Origin of the sequence: Pseudomonas sp. ATCC 43928, assembly GCF_005938665.2 — a bacterium.
Classification (GTDB): Bacteria; Pseudomonadota; Gammaproteobacteria; order Pseudomonadales; family Pseudomonadaceae; genus Aquipseudomonas.
In genome coordinates, this window is record NZ_CP041753.1 from 4,383,535 (window position 1) to 4,403,795 (window position 20,261).

At 59.0% G+C, this 20,261-nt stretch carries 17 protein-coding genes and 2 pseudogenes; 10 read left to right on the forward strand and 9 right to left on the reverse strand.

The window, feature by feature from the left end; genetic code table 11:
• Nucleotides 1-43: 43 nt before the first annotated feature.
• The 3 genes from FFH90_RS20040 to FFH90_RS20050 all read right to left on the reverse strand — a co-directional run bounded on the left by FFH90_RS20040 (nt 44) and on the right by FFH90_RS20050 (nt 6,158).
• Nucleotides 44-3,718, reverse strand: coding sequence for a translocation/assembly module TamB domain-containing protein (locus FFH90_RS20040; RefSeq protein ID WP_138867919.1), 3,675 nt, complete (start codon nt 3,716-3,718; stop codon nt 44-46).
• Nucleotides 3,715-5,442 (reverse strand): autotransporter assembly complex family protein, encoded by a 1,728-nt coding sequence (locus tag FFH90_RS20045; protein ID WP_026286360.1) that lies wholly within the window; start codon nt 5,440-5,442, stop codon nt 3,715-3,717. The genes FFH90_RS20040 and FFH90_RS20045 overlap by 4 nt, the downstream gene beginning before the upstream one ends.
• A gap of 65 nt (nt 5,443-5,507) precedes the next feature.
• Nucleotides 5,508-6,158 (reverse strand): N-acetyltransferase, encoded by a 651-nt coding sequence (locus FFH90_RS20050; protein WP_018925466.1) that lies wholly within the window; start codon nt 6,156-6,158, stop codon nt 5,508-5,510.
• A gap of 244 nt (nt 6,159-6,402) precedes the next feature.
• Here FFH90_RS20050 and xthA point away from each other — a divergent pair, with 244 nt between their 5' ends.
• Complete coding sequence (gene xthA / locus FFH90_RS20055) at nt 6,403-7,215, forward strand: exodeoxyribonuclease III (protein ID WP_018925465.1); 813 nt, start codon at nt 6,403-6,405, stop codon at nt 7,213-7,215.
• A gap of 112 nt (nt 7,216-7,327) precedes the next feature.
• Entirely contained in the window at nt 7,328-8,665 is a 1,338-nt protein-coding gene (locus FFH90_RS20060; protein ID WP_018925464.1) for a substrate-binding domain-containing protein, read from the forward strand.
• A 170-nt stretch (nt 8,666-8,835) separates the two neighbouring features.
• Here the strand turns inward: FFH90_RS20060 and FFH90_RS20065 are convergent, their stop codons facing one another.
• Nucleotides 8,836-10,065, reverse strand: coding sequence for an acyl-CoA dehydrogenase (locus tag FFH90_RS20065; protein ID WP_138867920.1), 1,230 nt, complete (start codon nt 10,063-10,065; stop codon nt 8,836-8,838).
• 188 nt (nt 10,066-10,253) lie between these two features.
• Between FFH90_RS20065 and FFH90_RS20070 the strand changes: the two genes are divergently transcribed.
• The 3 genes from FFH90_RS20070 (at nt 10,254) to FFH90_RS20080 (ending at nt 12,687) form a co-directional block, all read left to right on the forward strand.
• Nucleotides 10,254-11,183: a LysR family transcriptional regulator gene (locus FFH90_RS20070; RefSeq protein ID WP_008068246.1), complete on the forward strand. Its 930-nt coding sequence runs from the start codon at nt 10,254-10,256 to the stop codon at nt 11,181-11,183.
• Nucleotides 11,184-11,320: 137 nt separating this feature from the next.
• Nucleotides 11,321-11,722, forward strand: a complete 402-nt coding sequence (locus FFH90_RS20075; protein ID WP_038982455.1) for a MerR family DNA-binding transcriptional regulator — start codon at nt 11,321-11,323, stop codon at nt 11,720-11,722.
• 65 nt (nt 11,723-11,787) lie between these two features.
• The gene (locus FFH90_RS20080) at nt 11,788-12,687 is read left to right on the forward strand and encodes a hydroxymethylglutaryl-CoA lyase (protein ID WP_138867921.1); all 900 of its coding nucleotides are present in this window, start codon (nt 11,788-11,790) and stop codon (nt 12,685-12,687) included.
• Nucleotides 12,688-13,309: 622 nt separating this feature from the next.
• Here FFH90_RS20080 and FFH90_RS20085 read toward each other — a convergent pair.
• Nucleotides 13,310-13,849: an IS3 family transposase gene (locus FFH90_RS20085; RefSeq protein ID WP_138867922.1), complete on the reverse strand. Its 540-nt coding sequence runs from the start codon at nt 13,847-13,849 to the stop codon at nt 13,310-13,312.
• 62 nt (nt 13,850-13,911) lie between these two features.
• On the opposite strand from FFH90_RS20085, the gene FFH90_RS20090 reads away from it, so the two are divergent.
• Nucleotides 13,912-14,040 (forward strand): transposase, encoded by a 129-nt coding sequence (locus FFH90_RS20090; protein ID WP_138867923.1) that lies wholly within the window; start codon nt 13,912-13,914, stop codon nt 14,038-14,040.
• A 192-nt stretch (nt 14,041-14,232) separates the two neighbouring features.
• Nucleotides 14,233-14,772, forward strand: a pseudogene (locus FFH90_RS20095) (IS66 family transposase); the annotation flags it as partial.
• Nucleotides 14,773-14,834: 62 nt separating this feature from the next.
• Here the strand turns inward: FFH90_RS20095 and FFH90_RS20100 are convergent.
• On the reverse strand, nt 14,835-15,446 hold the full coding sequence (locus FFH90_RS20100) for a LysE family translocator (protein ID WP_138867924.1): 612 nt from the start codon (nt 15,444-15,446) through the stop codon (nt 14,835-14,837).
• 98 nt (nt 15,447-15,544) lie between these two features.
• Between FFH90_RS20100 and FFH90_RS20105 the strand changes: the two genes are divergently transcribed.
• A complete protein-coding gene (locus tag FFH90_RS20105; protein WP_138867925.1) occupies nt 15,545-15,997 on the forward strand; it encodes an Lrp/AsnC family transcriptional regulator in 453 nt (150 codons plus the stop codon).
• 63 nt (nt 15,998-16,060) lie between these two features.
• Here the strand turns inward: FFH90_RS20105 and FFH90_RS20110 are convergent.
• Nucleotides 16,061-16,207, reverse strand: a pseudogene (locus FFH90_RS20110) (transposase domain-containing protein); the annotation flags it as partial.
• An 80-nt stretch (nt 16,208-16,287) separates the two neighbouring features.
• Between FFH90_RS20110 and FFH90_RS20115 the strand changes: the two are divergent.
• Nucleotides 16,288-16,569, forward strand: coding sequence for a hypothetical protein (locus FFH90_RS20115; RefSeq protein WP_028941239.1), 282 nt, complete (start codon nt 16,288-16,290; stop codon nt 16,567-16,569).
• Nucleotides 16,570-16,639: 70 nt separating this feature from the next.
• Here FFH90_RS20115 and FFH90_RS30020 read toward each other — a convergent pair whose 3' ends face one another.
• Both FFH90_RS30020 and FFH90_RS20125 read right to left on the reverse strand, forming a co-directional pair.
• Nucleotides 16,640-16,963 (reverse strand): hypothetical protein, encoded by a 324-nt coding sequence (locus FFH90_RS30020; protein ID WP_168206175.1) that lies wholly within the window; start codon nt 16,961-16,963, stop codon nt 16,640-16,642.
• A 226-nt stretch (nt 16,964-17,189) separates the two neighbouring features.
• Nucleotides 17,190-18,884 (reverse strand): AMP-binding protein, encoded by a 1,695-nt coding sequence (locus FFH90_RS20125; protein WP_138867926.1) that lies wholly within the window; start codon nt 18,882-18,884, stop codon nt 17,190-17,192.
• Between the two features lie 211 nt (nt 18,885-19,095).
• Here FFH90_RS20125 and FFH90_RS20130 point away from each other — a divergent pair, with 211 nt between their 5' ends.
• On the forward strand, nt 19,096-20,259 hold the full coding sequence (locus FFH90_RS20130) for an isovaleryl-CoA dehydrogenase (protein WP_007940933.1): 1,164 nt from the start codon (nt 19,096-19,098) through the stop codon (nt 20,257-20,259).
• The last annotated feature ends 2 nt before the right edge of the window (nt 20,260-20,261 follow it).

Consider the following 20,261-nt stretch of genomic DNA (forward strand, 5'->3'; position numbering starts at 1 on the left):
CTTACGACGGGAGCGACCCGGTCTATCTGAAAGGATCGAGGTGTTAGAAATCCCGCTTGTAGAAGATGTCCAGCGAACTGGCCACGCCGCTGGCGGCTTCGAGGTAGACTTTTTTGCTCAGCTTGTAACGCAAGGCGATGGTATTGGCCGGTTCAAACACGCCTACGCCATAACGCAGGCTGAGCTTTTCGGAGATGTTGCCGCTGGCCACCACACTGGTGGTGTTGCCGCTGCCTTGGGTATCGAGCTGGAAGTCCTGAATGCCCAGATCCTTGGCCAACCCGCTAGTGACCCCGGAGCTGCCCATCAAACCCAAGCCGAGGGCGGCCTGGGCGAGCATGTTGTTGTCTTCACCGGTGGTACTCAGCGGACGCCCCAGCACCAGGTAGGACAACGCCTGCTCCTGACTCATCGCCGGCTCGGAAAAAATCTGCGTGGTCGGCTGTTCGGCACTGCCGCTCAAGCGAATGCCGGCAATCACGTCGTCGGTCTGGCGAATCGCTTCGATGTCCAGGTACGGCTGATCGATGGGACCGGCAAACAGCAATCGGGCCCGACGCACGGTCAGGCGCTGGCCGTAGGCGCGATAACGCCCGTCGTTGAGCCAGAGCTCGCCGCGTGTGTCCATGTTGTCGCCGATGTGCACATGACCTTGCAGGTTGGCGGTCAGGCCAAATCCGGCAAAGCTTAGTTTGTCTTCCCCGACCACCACGTCGATGTCCATCGCCATGGCCATCGGCGGCTTGCCCTCTTCGGTCTGCTGGCCGACGATCACCGTGTCATCGGAGACCTTGACCGTCGACGGCGGCAGCTCACGCACGGTGATTTCGCCCTTGGGCACCAGCACTTTGCCGACGATTGCGAGTTTGTCGTCCTTCATCGAAATTTTCAGGTCCGGCGCGACTTCCAGCGCGGCGTAGGGTTCGACGGTGACCGGCAACTGCGAGCCCTTGAGCGCCAGATCCACCACCAGTGCCTGGCCCCAGGCGATGTTGCCATTGAGGCTGCCCTGCCCGGCCTTGCCGCTTTTCCAGCCGCCGTTCAACTGTACGGTTTCGCCGGCAATCACCGCTTGCAGTTGCAGGGCCTGGAGCGCCATCGGCAGTTCCGGCCCGGAGATTTCACCGTCGCGCAGCTCAAGGTTGCCGTTGACCTGCGGCGCCAGCAACCCGCCAGACAGCGTGCCGCTGCCGTTCAAATGCCCGGTGAGTTTCTCGACCATCGGCACAAACGGCCGCGCCACCGACAAATCCAGGCCATTGAGGCGGAATGAGCCGGTCAGCGGTTTGTTCTTCGGCAACGGGTTGATCTGCGCCTGCAGCATCAGCTCACCAAGCTTGCCACCGACGAAGCTGAGGTCGGTGTCGATGCGTTTTGGCGTGAGTTTGCTGGTGAGTTTCAGGGTCTGGTACGGGAAGTCCAGCCACTGATCCTTTTCCTTCATGCGCAACGTGCCGCCGCTGGCATCGACGCTGATCTGGCCGTTCGGGCCGCTGGCCGGCAAGTCCAGTTGCAGGTCGGCGTTGAGCCGGCCCTGCCAGGCAAAATCCTTCGGCAGCCATTGCGCCAGGCTGTCGATCGGGAACTGCTTGAGGTGGTAACGCAGCTTTGGCTCGGGCATCAAGCGCTGGTCTTCGCCACACAGGCTGGCCGGGCCGGACATCCAGCAATGGGCACCGAAGTTGATTTTGCCGTCCGCCAGCCGTTCGAGTCTGGCCGGGTTTTGCAGCTTCCAGTCCTGACCACCGGCCTGGATATCGCCACTGGCCAGACGCCCGCGCCAGTTACCTTTATCCAACGCGCCGTCGAGACCGAGCGCCAGTTTCAGTTTCGGTCCTTGCAGGTCGAGGGTCAGCTTCTGATTTTTGATGTCGCCCTGGCCGCTGGCGGTCAAGGTGCCCAGTGACGTGTCGCCGGTCTGGATGCCGCTGCCCTTGAGGTCGATCTTCGCCCGTTGGGCACTGTCGAGGGTGGCATCCAGATTGAGGCTTTGCAGGCGGTTGTCTTCGAAAACCAGTTGCGTGCCTTGCAGGGCGAGCTTGCCTTGCGGTGCCTTGAGCGTGCCGGCGACATTGACCCGACCATTGAGCTGGCCGCGCAGTTGCGGCCAGAGTTGGGCCAGGCGCGGCATTTTGATGTCGATCTGGCCGGCGAGTTTCTGTTGCAGGCTGCCTTGGCCATTGATGCTGTTGTCACCCAGGCGAATCTGCAACGCGCTGAGGTTCCATTGTTCGCCGCCGCCATCAGCCTTGGCTTGCAACACCGCCGGCTGCCCGCGCAGTTTGCCTTTCAGGTCCAGGTCGGCGGTCAGGCTGAGCCTTTCATTCTTCATCTCGCCTTTGCTGCGTAACGGACCCGCCAAGGTACCCGGCAACTCCGCGAGCCAGTACGCCGGGTTGATCGCCGAGAGGTCCAGCGCGGTATCCCAGGCGATGCCGTCGGCAAATTGCAGGTTCAGGTGCCCTTCGGCCTTGCCCTGCCCGGCTTCGAGCTTGAATTGCGGCAGATGGATTTGGCTCAGGTCGCCGCTGAAAGGGCTGTTCAGGCTGAACGCCCCGGCCGGGCCATCCAGTGCGGCCTTGAAGTTACCGATGTAGTTGCCGTCGGTGTAGGAGACTTCACCGTTGAAGCTGCGCAGTGCCACTTGCGGTTCGTCGATCAGCGGATAGAGGCGGTGCCAGGGGAAATCCAGCCAGTCGATTTTCGCTTCGGCACTGAAGCCTTTGCTCCAGTCCAGTTGCCCGGTGAGCTTGAGGCTTTGTTTGTCATTGGCGGTCAGGTCGAGACCCGCGATTTGCGCGCCCTTGGCGTCAACCTTGCCTTGCAGCGACAACGCGACCGGGCCAAGTTCGGCGGGCAACGTGGCTTTGCCGAGCAACTGGTAGCCGTTTTTCAGGTCGCCGTCGCCGGTGAGCTCCAGTTGATTGAGTTGCAGGGTGTCCGGCAGCTCGGCGCGGGCCTTGAAGCCGTCAGCGGTGATACGCACTTTTGCCGGCAAGTTTTCCACCAGCGGCTGCAATTCGCCGGTCAACTGCCCGTTCAGGTAACCGCTGCTGTCGGCTTTCAGGTTCAGGGTTTTCAGCAGATCGCCGTCGACCTTCAACACCAGCGCCCAGGGTTCGGTGCCCGGCGCCGGCAAGGTCAGTTTGCCTTCGGCGGTCAGCGGCCAGTTGCCGCTCGGTTGCAACAGGCCAGACAGGTTCAGGCTCAGTTCATCCCGCTGCAAGTGCACCGAGTCGATCTGCAAACCCTGTTCGGTCCAGTGCGCCGCCAGTTGCAGGCCTTTGAGCTCTTCACTGCCATTGAACAGCAGACGGCCGACCTTGACGTCACCCAACTCAATGGCCAGCGGCAATTTCAAGTCTGGAAGGCTGATCGGCCCGCTGCTTTGCTCTTCTGCGCCTGGCGGAAATTGCAGGCTGACCTGCTCGGCCTGCAATTGCTCGATGCACAGCGTCATGCGCGTCAGGCACAGTGGCGACCAGGCGAAAATCGCCTGGTTCAGCTCAACCCGGCTGTTGTCCTGCTGCCACAGCAGATGGTCGGCGCTCCACTGTCCACCCAAACGGCCCTGGAAATTCTCCACGGTCAAACCCGGCACAAACCCGAGCGCCCAGCGACTGCCCGTCGCCGTACCCAGCACGATGATCAAGGCCAGCACGACCAGCATCAGCAGCGCCGGGATCGCCAGCAGCGCTATTTTCAAACCACGCTTCACAGCTCAGGCCCCATGGAAAAGTGCAGTCGAATGCCGCCGTCGTCGTCCATCGCGTGGGCCAGGTCGAGGCGAATCGGCCCTACCGGCGAAACCCAGCGCACGCCAATACCGACGCCGGTCTTCAGGTTCGGCAGTTCGAGGGTGTTGAAGGAGTTGCCCTGATCGATGAAGGTTGCGACCCGCCACTTTTCGGCGATGGAGTATTGATACTCGACGCTGCCGGCCACCATGTAACGGCCACCGATACGGTCGCCCTCGGAGTTCTCCGGGGACAGGCTCTGGTAGTCGTAACCGCGCACGCTCTGATCGCCACCGGCGAAGAAGCGCAGAGACGGCGGCACCGATTTGTAACCGTTGGTGGCGCTGCCGCCGACCTGCACCCGACCGAGGAAGCGGTGTTTATCGAAGACCGTGGTCAGGCCTTTGACCAGTGCCGTGCCATACACCAGGTTGGTGTCCGAACCCAATCCTTCCTTGGCGACCTTGGTTTCGAATTGCAGGCGATAGCCATTATGCGGATCGATGCGGTTGTCGCTTTTCAGGTACGAATAGCTCACGCCGGGCATTAGCAAGGTACTGAGCCCCGAGTCGTCACCGAGTGTGTATTCCTCACGTTGCCATTTAAGCGACACCACCCGCTGCCAGCCGCTGGGCAACTTGCTGTGCCATTCGGGGCCGAGGGTCAGCAATTTGCTGCGGGAGTCGGTGCCAGCGATATCTTCATATTGATAGCCAGCGGCCCAGCGCAGTTTGTCGGTCAACGGTGGGTCCAGGGGAATGTCGTAAAACACCCCGACGTTCTGCCGCGGTGCCGACAGTTCGGCTTCCCAGCCATAGCTGTCGCCTTGCGGGTTGACCCAGTGCCGGGTCCAGTTGGCCTTGATTCGCGGGCCGACGTCGGTGGAAAACCCCAGACCCAAGCCCATGGTCCGAGGCTTGCGGGTGTCGAGTTTGACCGCCACCGGGATCACGTCGTCCTTGGAGGCCGTTGGCGCCGCGTCGACGCGCACGCCTTCGAAATAACCGCTCGATTGCAGCGCCTGATTGAGTTCGGCGATCAGTTCCGAGTCATAGGGCGTACCGGCCTTGAACGGCACCATGCGTTGCAGCAGGTCTTCGTCGAACGGCGTGTCGCCTTCAAAACTGACTTTGCCCAGCGCATAACGCGGGCCGCTGTCGTAGATCAATTCGATATCGGCGACGCCCGCGCGCGGGTCCACCAGCAGCTTCTGGCGAGTGAAGCGCCCACTGAAGAAGCCGAAACGCGAGGCCTGGTTCTGGATCAGCCGCTTGGCGTCTTCGTAACGGCCATGGTTAAGCACCGCGCCTGGCATTAGCAGGTCGCTTTTGGGCACACGAAAGGATTTGAGCGAGGCGGCAGGACCGTCGACACGTATCGTGACGTTACGCAAATGGATCGGCTCGCCGGGATCGATGTTCAGCACCAGGCGCGGCGTCTTGCCGCCCTTCACGTCGCTGTCGATTTGCGGCTGGTAATACCCCAAGGCCTGGGCGGCCTTGCGCGCCTGTTCTTCGGCGCCGCGACTGAAGCGCAGCAAGGCTTCTTCATCGCGATCGCCGAGGCTACCGATATAGCCCTCTATATTGGCCTTCAGTTCATCGTTGGACGGTTTGATCCGCACATCCAATTCACTTTGCGCCAGCGCCGCGCAGCTGGATAACAGCATCAACAGGCCGCTGGTGATTCTTCCTGGAACATTCATAGGCGCGGATGCTATCACGAGCTTGGGAGCCTGATAGAGCCGGACTTGTCCCATAAGTTCGGCGATTATGCTGTTGCTGTTTGTAACACCTGCGGGTTGGCGTGGAAAAACACGTGCTCACGGATCGGTCCTACGGCCACTTCGCCGATTTCCTCATAGCCCTGACGCTTATAGAACTCCAGATAGCGAGGATTCCCGGTGTCGAGGATCACGCCTTGGGAGTGCTCATCGACCGCGCACCAGTTGTGCACCGCCTGCAGCAACTGTTCGCCAAAGTGCTTGCCCTGGAACTGCGGGTGAACCCCCAGCAATGGCAGGACGTGCACCGAGTCGGACGGCACGCACGCCATCACGGCGGCGTGGTAATCGAGGTAGCGTCGGGTACAGCGAAACCCGGTGCTGAGCACCATCCGCAGGCGCCAGGCCCAGCTTTCGGTGATGCCCAGGCGGCGTTGCGGCGGCGCGATCAGGGCGATGCCGATCAAGCGGTCATTCACCAGCAGGCCGATGGCCGGCAAATCCTGCAGAAAGTGCTGTTTGATCAGTTCGCGCACCGTCGCCCGGACTCGCTGTTCATAACCGGGGCGTTCGGCTTCGAACAGGTAGCCGAACGTCGGCTCGTGCCGGTACGCCTGGTACAACAGGGAACGCGCTTCGCGGGAATAGCCGCTGTCGAGCATGTGAATATCGGCGATGGCGGTCGAGGTTTCGGGCATAACGGCGGATCTCCCTGGGGCACAGCTCAGATGGCTGCGCTCTTCTTGGTACGAGCCTTGGGGTGGCTTCACAGTTCCCCAGACAGGTATAGACCAAGCGAGGAGCTTCATCGACTGGGCTTGCCCGCGAAGAGGCCGGATCTGCCAACACATCTCTGACAGGACACAATGAATCCCCTCACCCCAAAGCTGGCCCCATTCCTACATGTCAGCTAGCATCGCACTTTTGCCAGGACTGCCGACCATGAAGATCGTCTCCTTCAACATCAACGGGCTGCGCGCTCGCCCGCATCAGCTGGCGGCGCTGATCGAAAAGCATCAGCCGGACGTGATCGGGTTGCAGGAAACCAAGGTCCACGACGACCAGTTTCCCCTGGCCGAGGTGCAGGCGCTGGGGTATCACGTGTATTTCCACGGCCAGAAGAGTCACTACGGCGTGGCCCTGCTCTCGCGCCAGGAGCCGATTGCGCTGCACAAAGGTTTCGCCACTGATGAAGAAGACGCTCAACGGCGCTTTATCTGGGGCACGTTCGCCGACGCCAATGGCGTGCCGGTGACCATCATGAACGGCTATTTCCCACAGGGCGAAAGCCGCGATCACCCCACCAAGTTCCCGGCCAAGGAACGTTTCTACAGCGATTTGCAGCAATTGCTGGAAAGCCAGTTCAGCAACGACCAGCCGATCGTGGTGATGGGCGATGTGAACATTTCCCCGGAAGACTGCGACATCGGCATTGGCCCGGATAACATGAAACGCTGGCTGAAAACCGGCAAATGCAGCTTCCTGCCCGAAGAACGCGAATGGATGGCACGCCTGAAGAACTGGGGTCTGGTGGACAGTTTCCGTCACCTGAACCCGGAGGTTGCCGACCGTTTCAGCTGGTTCGACTACCGCAGCCGCGGTTTTGAAGATGAGCCCAAGCGTGGGCTGCGGATTGACCTGATCATGGCGTCCAACGGGTTGTTGCCTCGGGTCAAGGACGCAGGCGTGGATTACGAACTGCGCGCAATGGAAAAGCCGTCCGATCACGCGCCGATCTGGCTTGAGTTGAGCTGATAACGTTTTGCTGATCGTTCCCACGCTCCGCGTGGGAATAATCACTGTCATCGTTCAGAAACCTTACTGACTTATTCTCCCGGCACTTTCTTTGGCTTATTAAGGTGCCGGCATGTCCCTGCGCGTGTTGTTCCTGCTGCTCGGCGCCGTGCTGCCGTTGACAGTATCGGCCGGTGATCTGCCGACGCCCGAACGCGGGCCGGTGCTGCGCATCCAGGGTTCCAACACCATTGGCGCGGCGTTGGGGCCGGCGCTGGTCGAGGGGTTGATGCATGAACAGGGCCTGCTCAAGGTGCACCGCGAAGCCCCGGACAAAGCCAACGAACAACGCATCGTCGGCGAAACCGCTCAGGGCCGCCGAGTCGAGGTGGAAGTCGCGGCCCACGGTTCCAGCACCGGGTTCAAAGCCCTGAAAATCGCCTCCGCCGATCTTGCGGCCTCGTCACGGCCGATCAAGGACAGCGAACGACTGGATCTCGAACCGCTGGGCGACCTGAAAAGCCCGGTTGCCGAACAAGTCATCGCCATCGACGGGCTGGCCATCATCCTTCATCCGCACAATCCACTGAAGCAGCTCAACACCGAGCAACTGGCGCGAATTTTCAGCGGCGAAACGAAAACCTGGGAAGAACTCGGCGGCACCGGTGGGACAATTCATCTCTACGCGCGGGATGACCAATCGGGCACCTACGACACATTTAAGGAACTGGTCCTCAGCCCGCGTGGGAAAATGCTGAGCGGCAACGCGAAACGCTTCGAATCCAGTGAGCAATTGTCCGACGCGGTGAGTCTGGACCCGCAAGCCATCGGCTTCATTGGTTTGCCTTATGTGCGTCAGGCCAAAGCCGTGGCCATTGTCGATGGTGACTCCCAGGCCATGCTGCCGCTCAATAGCCTGATCGCGACGGAAGATTACCCGCTGTCCCGTCGGCTGTTCTTTTACCTGCCGCCGAACGGGAAAAATCCCTGGGCCAAGGCCTTGGTGAAGTTCGCCCAGAGCAGCAATGGCCAGGCGATTGTTGCGGCCAATGGTTTTATCGCGCAAACCGTTCAGGCCATGGCCGTCACACCGAATGCGCTGATGCCCGAGGGTTATCAGGCACTCAGTCGGCATGCCCAGCGGCTGACGGTGAATTTTCGTTTCGAAGAAGGCAGCGCGACGCTGGACAACAAGGCCCGCCAGGACCTGTCGCGGGTGCTCGACTATATAAGGCAGCACGACAAAGCCAATCGGCAGGTGACGCTGGTAGGGTTTGGCGATGCCAAGAGCGACCCCGCGCGGGCCGACCTGCTGTCGAAACTGCGGGCCATGGCGGTGCGGCGAGAACTGGTGAAAAGCGGCGTGGTGTTTCGCGAGATTCGCGGTTTTGGCGCCGAGATGCCGGTGGCGGCCAACAGCGGGGATGAAGGGCGGATCAAGAATCGGCGGGTTGAGGTTTGGGTGTATTGAAGTAAGCACCAAACATTGTGGCTTGGGGGCCTACTGTGGCGAGGGGGCTTGCCCCCGTTGGACTGCGAAGCGGGCCTCAAACCGGCCACCGCATTTTTCCTGGAAAGACGCGGTGTACAATTTACGACTGCTGCGCAGCCGAACGGGGGCAAGCCCCCTCGCCACAGGTCTCAGTGCCCGCTGCGCATCATTTCCTTAGGCACGTACTTGCCGATCTCGAACTTGCCAATCGCCGCGCGGTGCACTTCGTCCGGGCCGTCGGCCAGGCGCAGGGTGCGTTGCATGGCATACATGTAGGCCAGCGGGAAATCGTTGGACACCCCTGCCCCGCCATGGATCTGGATCGCCCGGTCGATCACCCGCAACGCCACGTTCGGTGCAACCACTTTGATCTGCGCGATCTCGCTCTTCGCCACTTTGTTGCCGACGGTGTCCATCATGTACGCCGCTTTCAACGTCAGCAGTCGCGCCATGTCGATCTCCATCCGCGAGTCGGCGATTTTGTCGATGTTGCCGCCCAAACTCGCCAGAGGTTTACCGAACGCGGTGCGGTTGACCGCCCGTTTGCACATCAGCTCCAGCGCACGTTCAGCCATGCCGATCGAACGCATGCAGTGGTGAATCCGGCCCGGGCCGAGGCGACCCTGGGCGATTTCGAAGCCGCGTCCTTCGCCCAACAGGACGTTTTCGTACGGCACCCGGACGTTCTCGAATAGCACTTCGGCGTGGCCGTGAGGCGCGTCGTCGTAACCGAACACCGGCAGCGGACGCACAATCTTCACGCCCGGCGTATCCACCGGCACCAGAATCATCGAGTGCTGAGCGTGGCGTGGTGCATCCGGATTGCTCAGGCCCATGAAGATCAGGATCTTGCAGCGCGGATCGCAGGCCCCTGAAGTCCACCATTTCTTGCCGTTGATCACCCACTCATCGCCATCACGCACGGCACGGGCAGCCATGTTGGTGGCGTCGGACGAGGCCACGTCCGGCTCGGTCATGGCGAACGCCGAGCGGATCTCGCCGCGCAACAGCGGTTCGAGCCAGCGTTGCTTCTGCTCTTCGTTGGCGTAACGCACCAGCACTTCCATGTTGCCGGTGTCGGGCGCCGAACAGTTGAACGGCTCTGGGCCCAGCAATGAGCGACCCATGATTTCCGCCAATGGCGCGTATTCGAGGTTGGTCAGGCCAGCACCCAGTTCAGACTCAGGCAGAAACAAATTCCACAGGCCTTCGGCCTTGGCCTTGAGTTTGAGTTCTTCCATGATCGCCGTCGGCTGCCAGCGATCGCCCTCGGCGACCTGGCGTTCGAACACCGCTTCGGCGGGGTAAACGTAGGTGTCCATGAACGCAGTCACGCGCTCACGCAGTTCCTGGACCTTGGGCGAATAAGCGAAATCCATGGCAGCTCTACCTTTTAATCAGGGGTTCAGAGGAGTTGTTCAGGTCATGCAATCGATGCTAGAACAGCTACGAAAATTTACCTAACCTATTCTCGGCGTGTATTAACATTCATCACCGATATATGATCGGCTGATTGCCAAGGCCCTCGGGTCCGATCAAGACGCCCCTGATAACAAGAGTGCAGCGCATGAATCTGAGCAAGGTCGACCTCAACCTTTTCATCGTCTTCGACGCGATCTACACCGAAGCCAACCTGACCCGCGCCGGGCAGATCGTCGGCATTACTCAACCGGCGGTGTCGAACGCTCTGGCCCGTCTGCGCGAGACCTTCAACGATCCGCTTTTCGTGCGCACCGCCCAGGGCATGGTGCCGACGCCGATGGCGCAGAACATCATCGGCCCCGTGCGTAACGCCCTCTCCCTGCTGCGGGTGTCGGTGCAGGAAAGCCGCATCTTCAACCCGTTGCAGGCGGTCAAGACCTACCGCATCAGCATGACCGACCTCACCGAAGCGGTGATCCTGCCGCCATTGTTCCAGCGCCTGCGCCGCCTGGCGCCGACGGTGATCATCGAGAGTTTCCTGTCCAAACGCCGCGAAACCACCAAGGAACTGGCGGCCGGGCGCCTGGATTTCGCGGTGGATGCACCACTCAACACCGACCCGCAGGTGCGCCACGTCAAGTTGATGGAAGACCGTTATGTGTGCGCCATGCGCAAGGGCCATCCGCTGGCGGGCAAAGAGAAATTCACCCTCGACGATTACCTGTCCCTGACCCACATCCATATCTCCAGCCGCCGCAGCGGCCTGGGCTATGTCGACCTGGCCCTGGGCAAAATGGGCATCCAGCGCAAGATCGCCCTGCGCTCCCAGCATTACCTGATGGCGTCCCAGGTGTTACAGCAGACCGACATGGTCATGACCGTGCCGGAACGCTTCGCCCGTCGCCATGATTTGTACTCGGTGAACCTGCCGGTCAAAGAAGTTCCGCCGGTGGAAACCCACCTCTACTGGCACGAAAGCACCGACCAGGACCCGGCCAACCGCTGGATGCGCGAGCAGATGATCGAGTTGTGCCAGCAGGTCACGGCGCACGAGAAGAAGCTGGATAAGGTGTAGGACGTTAATCCGTGTCATTGTTCTTCGCGGGCAAGCCCGCGATGAAGAGGCCGGTGATACCAACGAAGATCCATGCCCCTTGACGTAAACGTCAACCTGACATTAGCTTAGCGCCATGACCTTTTTCGAGCGCTTCCATGAGCAGCCAGACCTATAGCATTTCCGACCTCGCCCGCGAGCTCGACATCACCACCCGGGCCATTCGCTTCTATGAAGAGCAAGGCCTGCTCAGCCCCGAGCGTCGCGGTCAGGAACGCATTTATTCGCCCCGTGACAAGGTCAGCCTGAAGCTGATCCTGCGGGGCAAGCGCATTGGTTTTTCCCTGGCCGAATGCCGCGAGCTGATCGAGCTCTATGACCCCTCCAGCGGTAACACCAAGCAATTGCACAGCATGCTGGCGAAAATTGCCGAACGTCGGGAACAACTCGAGCAGCAACTGCTGGACATCGAACAGATGAAGCTGGAACTCGACACAGCCGAGGAGCGCTGCACCCAGGCGCTGGAGCAAACGATCAAGAGCCAGGAATCAGTCCAGTAGACCTACACAAGCCCACTCCCACAGGGTTCTCCCAGCATTCAGACAATCAGCACAGGTCGATTCCCATGTCCCTCCCCATCCACGTACGCCTGGTCGAAGTCGGCCCCCGCGACGGTCTGCAAAACGAAGCCCAACCCATCAGCGTCGCGGACAAGGTGCAACTGGTCGATGCGCTCACCGCCGCTGGCCTCGGCTATATAGAAGTCGGCAGTTTCGTCTCGCCCAAATGGGTGCCACAAATGGCCGGTTCCGCCGAGGTCTTCGCGCAGATCCAGCGCAAACCAGGGGTGACCTATGGCGCCCTCGCCCCCAACCTGCGGGGCTTTGAAGACGCTATCGCCGCCGGGGTCAAGGAAGTCGCGGTGTTCGCCGCAGCGTCCGAAGCGTTCTCCCAGCGCAATATCAATTGCTCGATCAGCGAGAGCCTGGAGCGCTTCGTGCCGATCATGGACGCCGCCAAACAACACGGCGTCAGCGTGCGCGGTTACGTGTCCTGTGTGCTGGGCTGCCCTTATGAGGGTGATGTCAAGCCTGCACAAGTCGCCCGGGTCGCTCGCGAGCTCTATGCGATGGGCTGCTACGAGGTTTCGCTGGGAGACACCATCGGCACCGGCACCGCTGGCGCGACCCGCAAGATGTTTGAAGTGGTTTCGGCCGACGTGCCACGGGAAAAACTGGCCGGGCACTTCCACGACACCTATGGCCAGGCCATGGCCAATATCTACGCCAGCCTGCTGGAAGGCATTTCGGTATTCGACAGTTCCATCGCCGGCCTTGGCGGCTGCCCGTACGCCAAGGGCGCCAGCGGTAACGTCGCCACCGAAGACGTGGTTTACCTGCTCAACGGCCTGGGCATCGAGACCGGGATCGACCTGGACGCCTTGATTCGCGCCGGCCAGCAGATTTGCGCGGTGCTGGGGCGCCCTACCGGTTCTCGCGTGGCCAAGGCTCGCAGCGCACAGTGACAACGTGGATGTGTCCGGGTGTTACCGCGTGTTCTGGCACGTGGGGCGGAAACGAGTAACACGGAAACAAATTGTCAGGTTTGGTATGGCTGAAAAAATCTCACAAAAAATCAAATCATTGATTTTAAAGGATTTTTCAAAGTTGGCACGGCTTCTGCTATCTCTATGGCATAACAAGAATAAAAAGCTGCAAACCAATAAAAATAAGACGTAACGACTCTGACATAACAAGAACAACACGGCAGAGACGCAGCTAACAGATTTTTTTGGAGAAGGTGTGCTTTTCAGGGTGCTTTTCGGAGTAACCCGCAACCGGGCAGAGAACAATAAAACTACCTTCAGGTAGCTCCCGAACTGGTTGGATCGCTTGGCGAAAAAGTAGATCAGCGCTCAAAAAAATACGTTTGCTCTTGATCCCGGATGGGGATCGACAAAAACAGCGGTAAAGGGCCACGGTTGCCAAAAACAACAACAGACCGCCCCTCAATAATAAAAAAAGAGCACGTAACGACAAAATTAAAGGGGAGCTTCGGCTCCCCTTTGTGCTTTCTTGTCTTCCGGTTTTTTCCTCAAAAGATCGCAGCCTTCGGTGTAGTGGTTCAGTTTTTTAACCGTAGGAGTATTAAGCCGCCTGCTCCTCAAACAGCGCAGGCGGCAAGTGGTTCGAGGCGGAGTGACAACGGCGATGGTTGTAATGGGAGATGAAACCCATCACATCCTTCTCGGCCTCGAAATAATTTTGGTAGCCGTTCTCCGGAATCCAATCGTGCTTTAACGTCCTGAAATAGCGTTCAACCACCGCGTTGTCCCAACAGTTGCCTCGACGACTCATGCTTTGAACGATCCGGTTCTCCGCTAGGCATGGAGCAAATCGATCAGCGGTGTACTGGGCGGATTCAACCGGTCGTAGCAACACTGCCAGTCTCGGTGCTTTCGCAGACAGTTCAGCATCGGCGGTTCGTGAACAAGCCCAGCCCACAATCCTGCGTGAAAACAGATCCATCACCACAGCCAGATAAAGCCAGCTATTTCCCACTCTGATGTAGGTAATATCGCCCGCCCAAAGCGTGTCTGGCCGGGACGGAATAAATCGACGATCAAGTATGTTCGGGGCAACGATCGCCGTAAGCGTCCAGCCAATACACCTTCCGAACTCCAGCATTAAGGGCGATGGTGTCCGCGTATTTTTAAGCGGACGCAATAGCCCTTAATGTCAGGATTTCCATGCGCCAACGAAGCTCTTACCCGAAACCCCTCAAGGCCCAGGTTGTTCAGGAATGCCTGCAACCGGGCGCAACCCTATCTAGCGTTGCCATCCGCCACGGCATCAACGCCAACGTGATCCGCAAGTGACTGCCGCTTTACCGAGACCTGCCGTCAGCGTTGCCGGCTTTTGTTCCGTTAAGAGCCAGCCCCAAACGGCCGGAGGAAGCGTCGGCGACTATCGAACTGCCGCTTGGCGAGCAATCAATCGTAGTGAAATGGCCAACTTCCGATCCCGAAGGCTGTGCCCGTTTTGTCCGTGAACTCACCCAATGATCCGCATCCCACGCTCGACGCAAGTTTTTTGATCTGCACGTGGCAAATAAAAGTCAGCTGGCCGAGCAGACACTGCACTCGATTGGCGGCTTGTACGGAGTTGAACGCCAGGCGCGGGACATGAGCGATGAGGATCGCTGGCGAATACGCCAGGAAAAAGCAGCGCCGATAATCAAAACGCTGCATGACTGGATGTTGGCCCAGCGAGATCTGGTGCCGAACGGATCGGCGACGGCCAAAGCCTTGGATTACAGCCTTAAACGCTGGGTAGCGCTGACGCGCTACCTCGACGACGGCGCTGTGCCCATTGATAACAACCAGGTCGAAAACCAGATCCGGCCGTGGGCACTTGGACGCTCGAATTGGTTGTTCGCCGGGTCACTACGCAGCGGAAAGCGGGCGGCGGCGATCATGAGTTTGATCCAGTCGGCGCGCATGAACGGACATGATCCGTATGCCTATCTGAAGGACATTCTGACTCGTTTGCCGACGCAGCAGGCGAGTGATATTACGGAGTTCCTGCTGCATAAATGGGCGCCCGTTTAACCACGCAAGGCATGTCCGCCGGACGCTAACTATTCAATAGTCGTAGGTAGGACTTGCTACGGCTATGAAAGGGCCAACCGCAGAATCGCAGGCATCGTAGTCAGTATCAAAATTATGGACATAGAGATGTTGAAGGCTAACGAATAACTGGGGCGCGTTAGCACCTGCCGTAATGCAACCCCACCCACTGCCCAGATCCCCACGCATAGCATCGATAGAGCCGCCAATAGAGCACCTGCTAGGCATAGGTTTAGGACATGGTTTTCGATGGGTATATAGGTTGCAGATGCGCTAATTGAAAGCGCCCACGCTTTCGGATTTATCCACTGAAATGCCGCGCCCGCCACTAGCCCCATTGGGGGCCGGCTGTCCTGACAGATTTCCAGCGGGCCGCTGGTTGCAATTTTCCAGGCCAGCCAAAGGATATAGCCTGCGCCGACGACGCCTAGCGCTGTATGAAAACCTGGCGCCGCGTCAAATAGGGTACCTAGCCCCAGCCCAAGCAGCACGAATTGCAAGCTGACGCCAAGGGCGATACCACTCACCAAGGGCATCGTTCGCATCACGCCAACCTTCGCACCTGAGACCAGCACCATGGCGTTATTAGGGCCCGGTGTACCGGTCATCACTATGGCGAAAATCATAAATGGAATGAGGTGCGTGGGATCGGTCATAACAAGGGTGAGCCTGGTTGAGAAGTGCGTGAATTTTATAGCGCAACGCACGCACAATGGCTGCATAATGACGTAAAAACCAAGGACTGACGCAACTAATGGCAGAGCTTGACCAGATCGACAGAAGAATATTGCATGAGCTTTCTCGAGACGCCCGCCAGACCAATTTGAAGCTGGCCGAACGAGTCGGGCTGTCTCCCTCCGCCTGTCTGAGAAGGGTTCAAGAGCTAGAGCGATCTGGGGTCATCACAGGTTATAGGGCGGTCATCGACAGATCTCGCCTAGGAGCAGGGTTTGTGGCCTACGTTACCGTAGGACTCTCCAATCACACGAAGGACAGTCTGCGGGCTTTTGAAAAAGCGATCAGCGCATGTCCGGATGTGGTTGAGTTTCACACCGTCACCGGGACTATTGAGTATCTTCTGCGTGTTGAACTGGCGGACATGAAGGCTTACAAGACATTCCACAATGATGTCTTGGGTACGCAGCCGCATGTTTCTTCGATTACGAGCTACATCGTAATGGACACACCAAAGAACGACCGTGCCTAAGCTTAGAGACCGCGGACGGCCACACGTAGAGCACCGGTCTTGATGCAGAGTTCGAAAGGTGGGTTACCCGGACGTACATGGATGCGGCAAAAGGTTACCGATTTCACTCGCCCGCTGCGTCGGCAGGCGCGTGAGTACGTCCTTCAGATAGACATACGGATCATGGCCGTTAAGCCGTGCCGACTGGATCAAGCTCATGATCGCAGCCGCACAGGTGGACGCTTAGTGGGCGTGTTCTGGCACCGTGCATTCTGTGAGGATGGAGCATCATCGAGGGAGTAGGAAAAAGAATGAAAATCGGATATCGCTACGTTCTTGCATGGCTGCCTACTACGCAGTTTCTTATATGGTTGAAGATAAGCACATTCGCCTATCAGTATCTTGAATGTCATGGCGACAAGGGCCTGCCGCTTCCGTGTATGTGGAATGGCATCGACTTGCAAGGATGGATCGGTGCCGGCATGTTTTTCGGGATGATCCTTTTTTGGTTTTCGCTTCCGGTCGCAGCCTATATTTCTCTTGAGATATGGCTTCGGGCCTACAAGGCGAAACTTGACGCTGGGGGCCACTGAGCGACTGCTGGTATGTTCGCCATATTGTTTTCGCTCCTACTTTGTCTGAAACACAGAAATGAGCGACACATCATTTGAAGCAAGGTGTGATGGGCGGACGCTTACCGATCGCCGGCTTCGTGGCGCGGCGATAGTGGGCATAACGTGGCCTGCGTCGGTGCAGGCCAAAGGTTTTGATCAAAGTGCGCATTCGATAGCGCCCGATGAAAATGCCCTCTTTTCTTAGCTCTTTGGATAGCCCACGAGTACCTAGCGCCTCTCGATGTTCTTTATGCAGCGCACAAAGCTTGCACCCCAGCCAACGCAGGGCAGGTTTCTGCGGTTTGGGTTTGCACTTGGTGTAATAGCTGCTGCGGGCAAGGCCAAGTACGGCGCACATACGCTGAATCGACATTGCTGATCCTGCAGTCGTGGAGGCTGGGACATTCCGTCCTGTTCCCGACGCCAGCGTAAAACCCAGCGACGCAGGGCTGTAGGGCCTGCATACGCGCTGGAGAGGATTTCGATACGGCCAAGCTTTTCAGCGAAAAACATCTGCTAAAAGCTTGACCATGAACAGAGTATCTACATGGTTTTGTGCACATCCGTAGGAGCTGCCGAAGGCTGCGATCTTTTGATTTTCAACGCATCGCTTTGAGCTCCTCGATGCTGATCTCGCGCATCCGAAACTTCTGGATCTTGCCGGTCACGGTCATCGGAAACTCCTCGACGAACTTGAAGTAACGCGGCGTCTTGAAGTGCGCGATACGCTCCTTGCACCAGGCTTGCAGTTCCTGCTCGGTAGCGCTGTGGCCGGGATGGAATTTGATCCAGGCGACAATCTCTTCGCCATACCGGGAGCAAGGAATGCCGATCACCTGCACATCGGCAACCGCCGGGTGGGTGAAGAAGAACTCTTCCAGTTCCCTTGGGTAAATATTCTCACCGCCGCGAATGATCATGTCCTTGTTACGCCCGGCGATGCACACGTAGCCTTCGTCGTTCATGCTCGCCAGATCGCCGGTGTGCATCCAGCCAGCGTCATCGATAGCCTCGGCGGTGGCTTGCGGGTTCTTCCAGTAGCCGAGCATCACGCTGTAACCCCGAGTGCACAGCTCGCCAATGGTGCCGCGTGGCACCAGATTGCCCGCCTCGTCGATGATCTTGCTTTCCAGTTGCGGCTGGGTGCGGCCGACCGTGGTGACGCGTAATTCCAGGTCGTCCGACGGACCGGTCTGCAAAGACACGGGGCTGGTTTCCGTCATGCCGTAGGCAATCTGCACTTCGCTCATGTGCATTTCACCGATAACCCGACGCATCACCTCGATCGGACACGTCGCCCCGGCCATGATCCCGGTGCGCAGGCTCGACAAATCAAATTCGGCGCGCTTGGGCTGATCGAGCATGGCGATGAACATGGTCGGCACGCCATAAAGCGCGGTGGCTTTTTCTTCGGCGACGGTGGTCAGGGTCAACAGCGGATCGAAGGCATCGTTGGGGTAAATCATGGTGCTGCCGTGGGTGACGCAGCCGAGGTTGCCCATGACCATGCCGAAGCAGTGATACAGCGGCACCGGAATCACCAGCCGATCATCGGCGGTCAGGCCGAGGCTTTCGCCGACCATGTAACCGTTGTTGAGAATGTTGTAGTGGCTGAGGGTCGCGCCCTTGGGGAAACCGGTGGTGCCGGAGGTGTACTGGATGTTCACCGCCTGGTCGAAATGCAGGCTGTCCTGGCGTTCGTGCAATTGCTCGATCGACACACTGGCTGCCAGATCGGCCAATTGCGACCACGGCAGGAAACCCGAGGGTGGCTGCGCGTCCAGGCTGATGACCCCACGCAGTTCCGGCAGGCGTTCGCTCTGCAAGCGGCCGATGGATTGCTCCGCCAATTCCGGTACCAACCCTTGCAGCATGCCGTGATAGTCGGAGGTCTTGAAGGCCCCGGCGCAAACCAGCCATTGGCAGCCGGATTGCTTCAATACGTATTCGAGTTCCGAACTGCGATAAGCCGGGTTGATGTTGACCAGGATCACGCCGATTTTCGCACTGGCGAACTGGCTGATGCACCACTGGGCGCAGTTCGGGGCCCAGATGCCGAGCCGGTCACCGGTTTGCAAACCCAGCGCCAGGAATGCTCTGGCGTGCAGATCAACAGCATCCGACAGCTGCTGCCAGGTGTAACGCAGCTGTTGGTGGCGCACGACCAGCGCCTCCCCGTTCGGGTATTGCGCGACGGTGTTATCAAACGCCTGGCCGATGGTCATCGCCAGCAAGGCTTTGTCCTGGGAACCACGGGTATAGCTGCGCTGCGGGCTTGCACTGGGTTGATCCATGACGACCCCTATTGTCTTTATTGTAGGAGCGAGGCTTGTGTGGCAAGCCACATAAGGCGACGCAGGTCTTTCAGAACTGGCTCTACTCTCGCTCAAGTTGACGTTAACGTAAAGGGTGATTGACAGCCATTCGTCACAGGCTTACGTTAACGTAAAGGTGAGAGCTGAATCACTGCCCTCCCCACCCTACAAAAAAGCCAAAAGGTGCCCCATGAGCTACCCATCCCTGAACTTTGCCCTCGGTGAAACCATCGACATGCTGCGCGATCAGGTTCAGTCCTTCGTCGCCAAAGAGATCGCCCCGCGCGCCGCTCAGATCGACATCGACAACCTGTTCCCGGCCGACCTGTGGCGTAAATTCGGCGACATGGGCCTGCTGGGCATCACCGTGCCGGAAGAGTACGGCGGCGCGGGCCTGGGTTATCTGGCGCACGTGGTCGCCATGGAAGAAATCAGCCGCGGTTCGGCGTCGGTCGCCCTGTCCTACGGCGCGCACTCCAACCTCTGCGTCAACCAGATCAACCGCAACGGCACTCATGAACAGAAAAGCAAATACCTGCCGAAACTGATCAGCGGCGAGCACATCGGTGCCCTGGCCATGAGCGAGCCGAACGCCGGTTCCGACGTGGTCTCGATGAAGCTGCGCGCCGACAAACGCGGCGATCACTACGTACTCAACGGCAGCAAGACCTGGATCACCAACGGCCCTGACGCCAACACCTACGTGATCTACGCCAAGACCGACCTGGAAAAAGGCCCGCATGGCATCACCGCGTTCATCGTCGAGCGTGACTGGAAAGGTTTCAGCCGCAGCAACAAATTCGACAAGCTCGGCATGCGTGGCTCGAACACCTGCGAGCTGTTCTTCGATGACGTCGAAGTGCCGGAAGAAAACATCCTCGGCGTACTCAATGGCGGCGTGAAAGTGCTGATGAGCGGCCTCGACTACGAGCGCGTGGTGCTTTCCGGTGGCCCGACCGGGATCATGCAGGCCTGCATGGACCTGATCGTGCCGTACATCCACGACCGCAAACAGTTCGGCCAGAGCATCGGCGAATTCCAGCTGATCCAGGGCAAAGTCGCCGACATGTACACCCAACTCAATGCCAGCCGCGCTTACCTGTATGCCGTGGCCCAGGCCTGCGAACGTGGCGAAACCACTCGCAAGGACGCCGCCGGGGTGATCCTCTACAGTGCCGAGCGCGCCACGCAAATGGCCCTCGACGCGATCCAGATTCTCGGCGGTAACGGCTACATCAACGAATTCCCGGCCGGTCGTCTGCTGCGTGACGCCAAGCTGTATGAAATCGGCGCCGGCACCAGTGAGATCCGTCGCATGCTGATCGGTCGCGAACTGTTCAACGAAACCCGCTAAAC

Bases quoted from the DNA above. Each gene is read 5' to 3' on its own strand.
- FFH90_RS20045 (WP_026286360.1), bottom strand. From the start codon at position 5,442: ATGAATGTTCCAGGAAGAATCACCAGCGGCCTGTTGATGCTGTTATCC.
- FFH90_RS20050 (WP_018925466.1), bottom strand. From the start codon at position 6,158: ATGCCCGAAACCTCGACCGCCATCGCCGATATTCACATGCTCGACAGC.
- xthA (WP_018925465.1), top strand. From the start codon at position 6,403: ATGAAGATCGTCTCCTTCAACATCAACGGGCTGCGCGCTCGCCCGCAT.
- FFH90_RS20060 (WP_018925464.1), top strand. From the start codon at position 7,328: ATGTCCCTGCGCGTGTTGTTCCTGCTGCTCGGCGCCGTGCTGCCGTTG.
- FFH90_RS20065 (WP_138867920.1), bottom strand. From the start codon at position 10,065: ATGGATTTCGCTTATTCGCCCAAGGTCCAGGAACTGCGTGAGCGCGTG.
- FFH90_RS20070 (WP_008068246.1), top strand. From the start codon at position 10,254: ATGAATCTGAGCAAGGTCGACCTCAACCTTTTCATCGTCTTCGACGCG.
- FFH90_RS20075 (WP_038982455.1), top strand. From the start codon at position 11,321: ATGAGCAGCCAGACCTATAGCATTTCCGACCTCGCCCGCGAGCTCGAC.
- FFH90_RS20080 (WP_138867921.1), top strand. From the start codon at position 11,788: ATGTCCCTCCCCATCCACGTACGCCTGGTCGAAGTCGGCCCCCGCGAC.
- FFH90_RS20085 (WP_138867922.1), bottom strand. From the start codon at position 13,849: ATGCTGGAGTTCGGAAGGTGTATTGGCTGGACGCTTACGGCGATCGTT.
- FFH90_RS20090 (WP_138867923.1), top strand. From the start codon at position 13,912: ATGCGCCAACGAAGCTCTTACCCGAAACCCCTCAAGGCCCAGGTTGTT.
- FFH90_RS20100 (WP_138867924.1), bottom strand. From the start codon at position 15,446: ATGACCGATCCCACGCACCTCATTCCATTTATGATTTTCGCCATAGTG.
- FFH90_RS20105 (WP_138867925.1), top strand. From the start codon at position 15,545: ATGGCAGAGCTTGACCAGATCGACAGAAGAATATTGCATGAGCTTTCT.
- FFH90_RS20115 (WP_028941239.1), top strand. From the start codon at position 16,288: ATGAAAATCGGATATCGCTACGTTCTTGCATGGCTGCCTACTACGCAG.
- FFH90_RS30020 (WP_168206175.1), bottom strand. From the start codon at position 16,963: ATGTCGATTCAGCGTATGTGCGCCGTACTTGGCCTTGCCCGCAGCAGC.
- FFH90_RS20125 (WP_138867926.1), bottom strand. From the start codon at position 18,884: ATGGATCAACCCAGTGCAAGCCCGCAGCGCAGCTATACCCGTGGTTCC.
- FFH90_RS20130 (WP_007940933.1), top strand. From the start codon at position 19,096: ATGAGCTACCCATCCCTGAACTTTGCCCTCGGTGAAACCATCGACATG.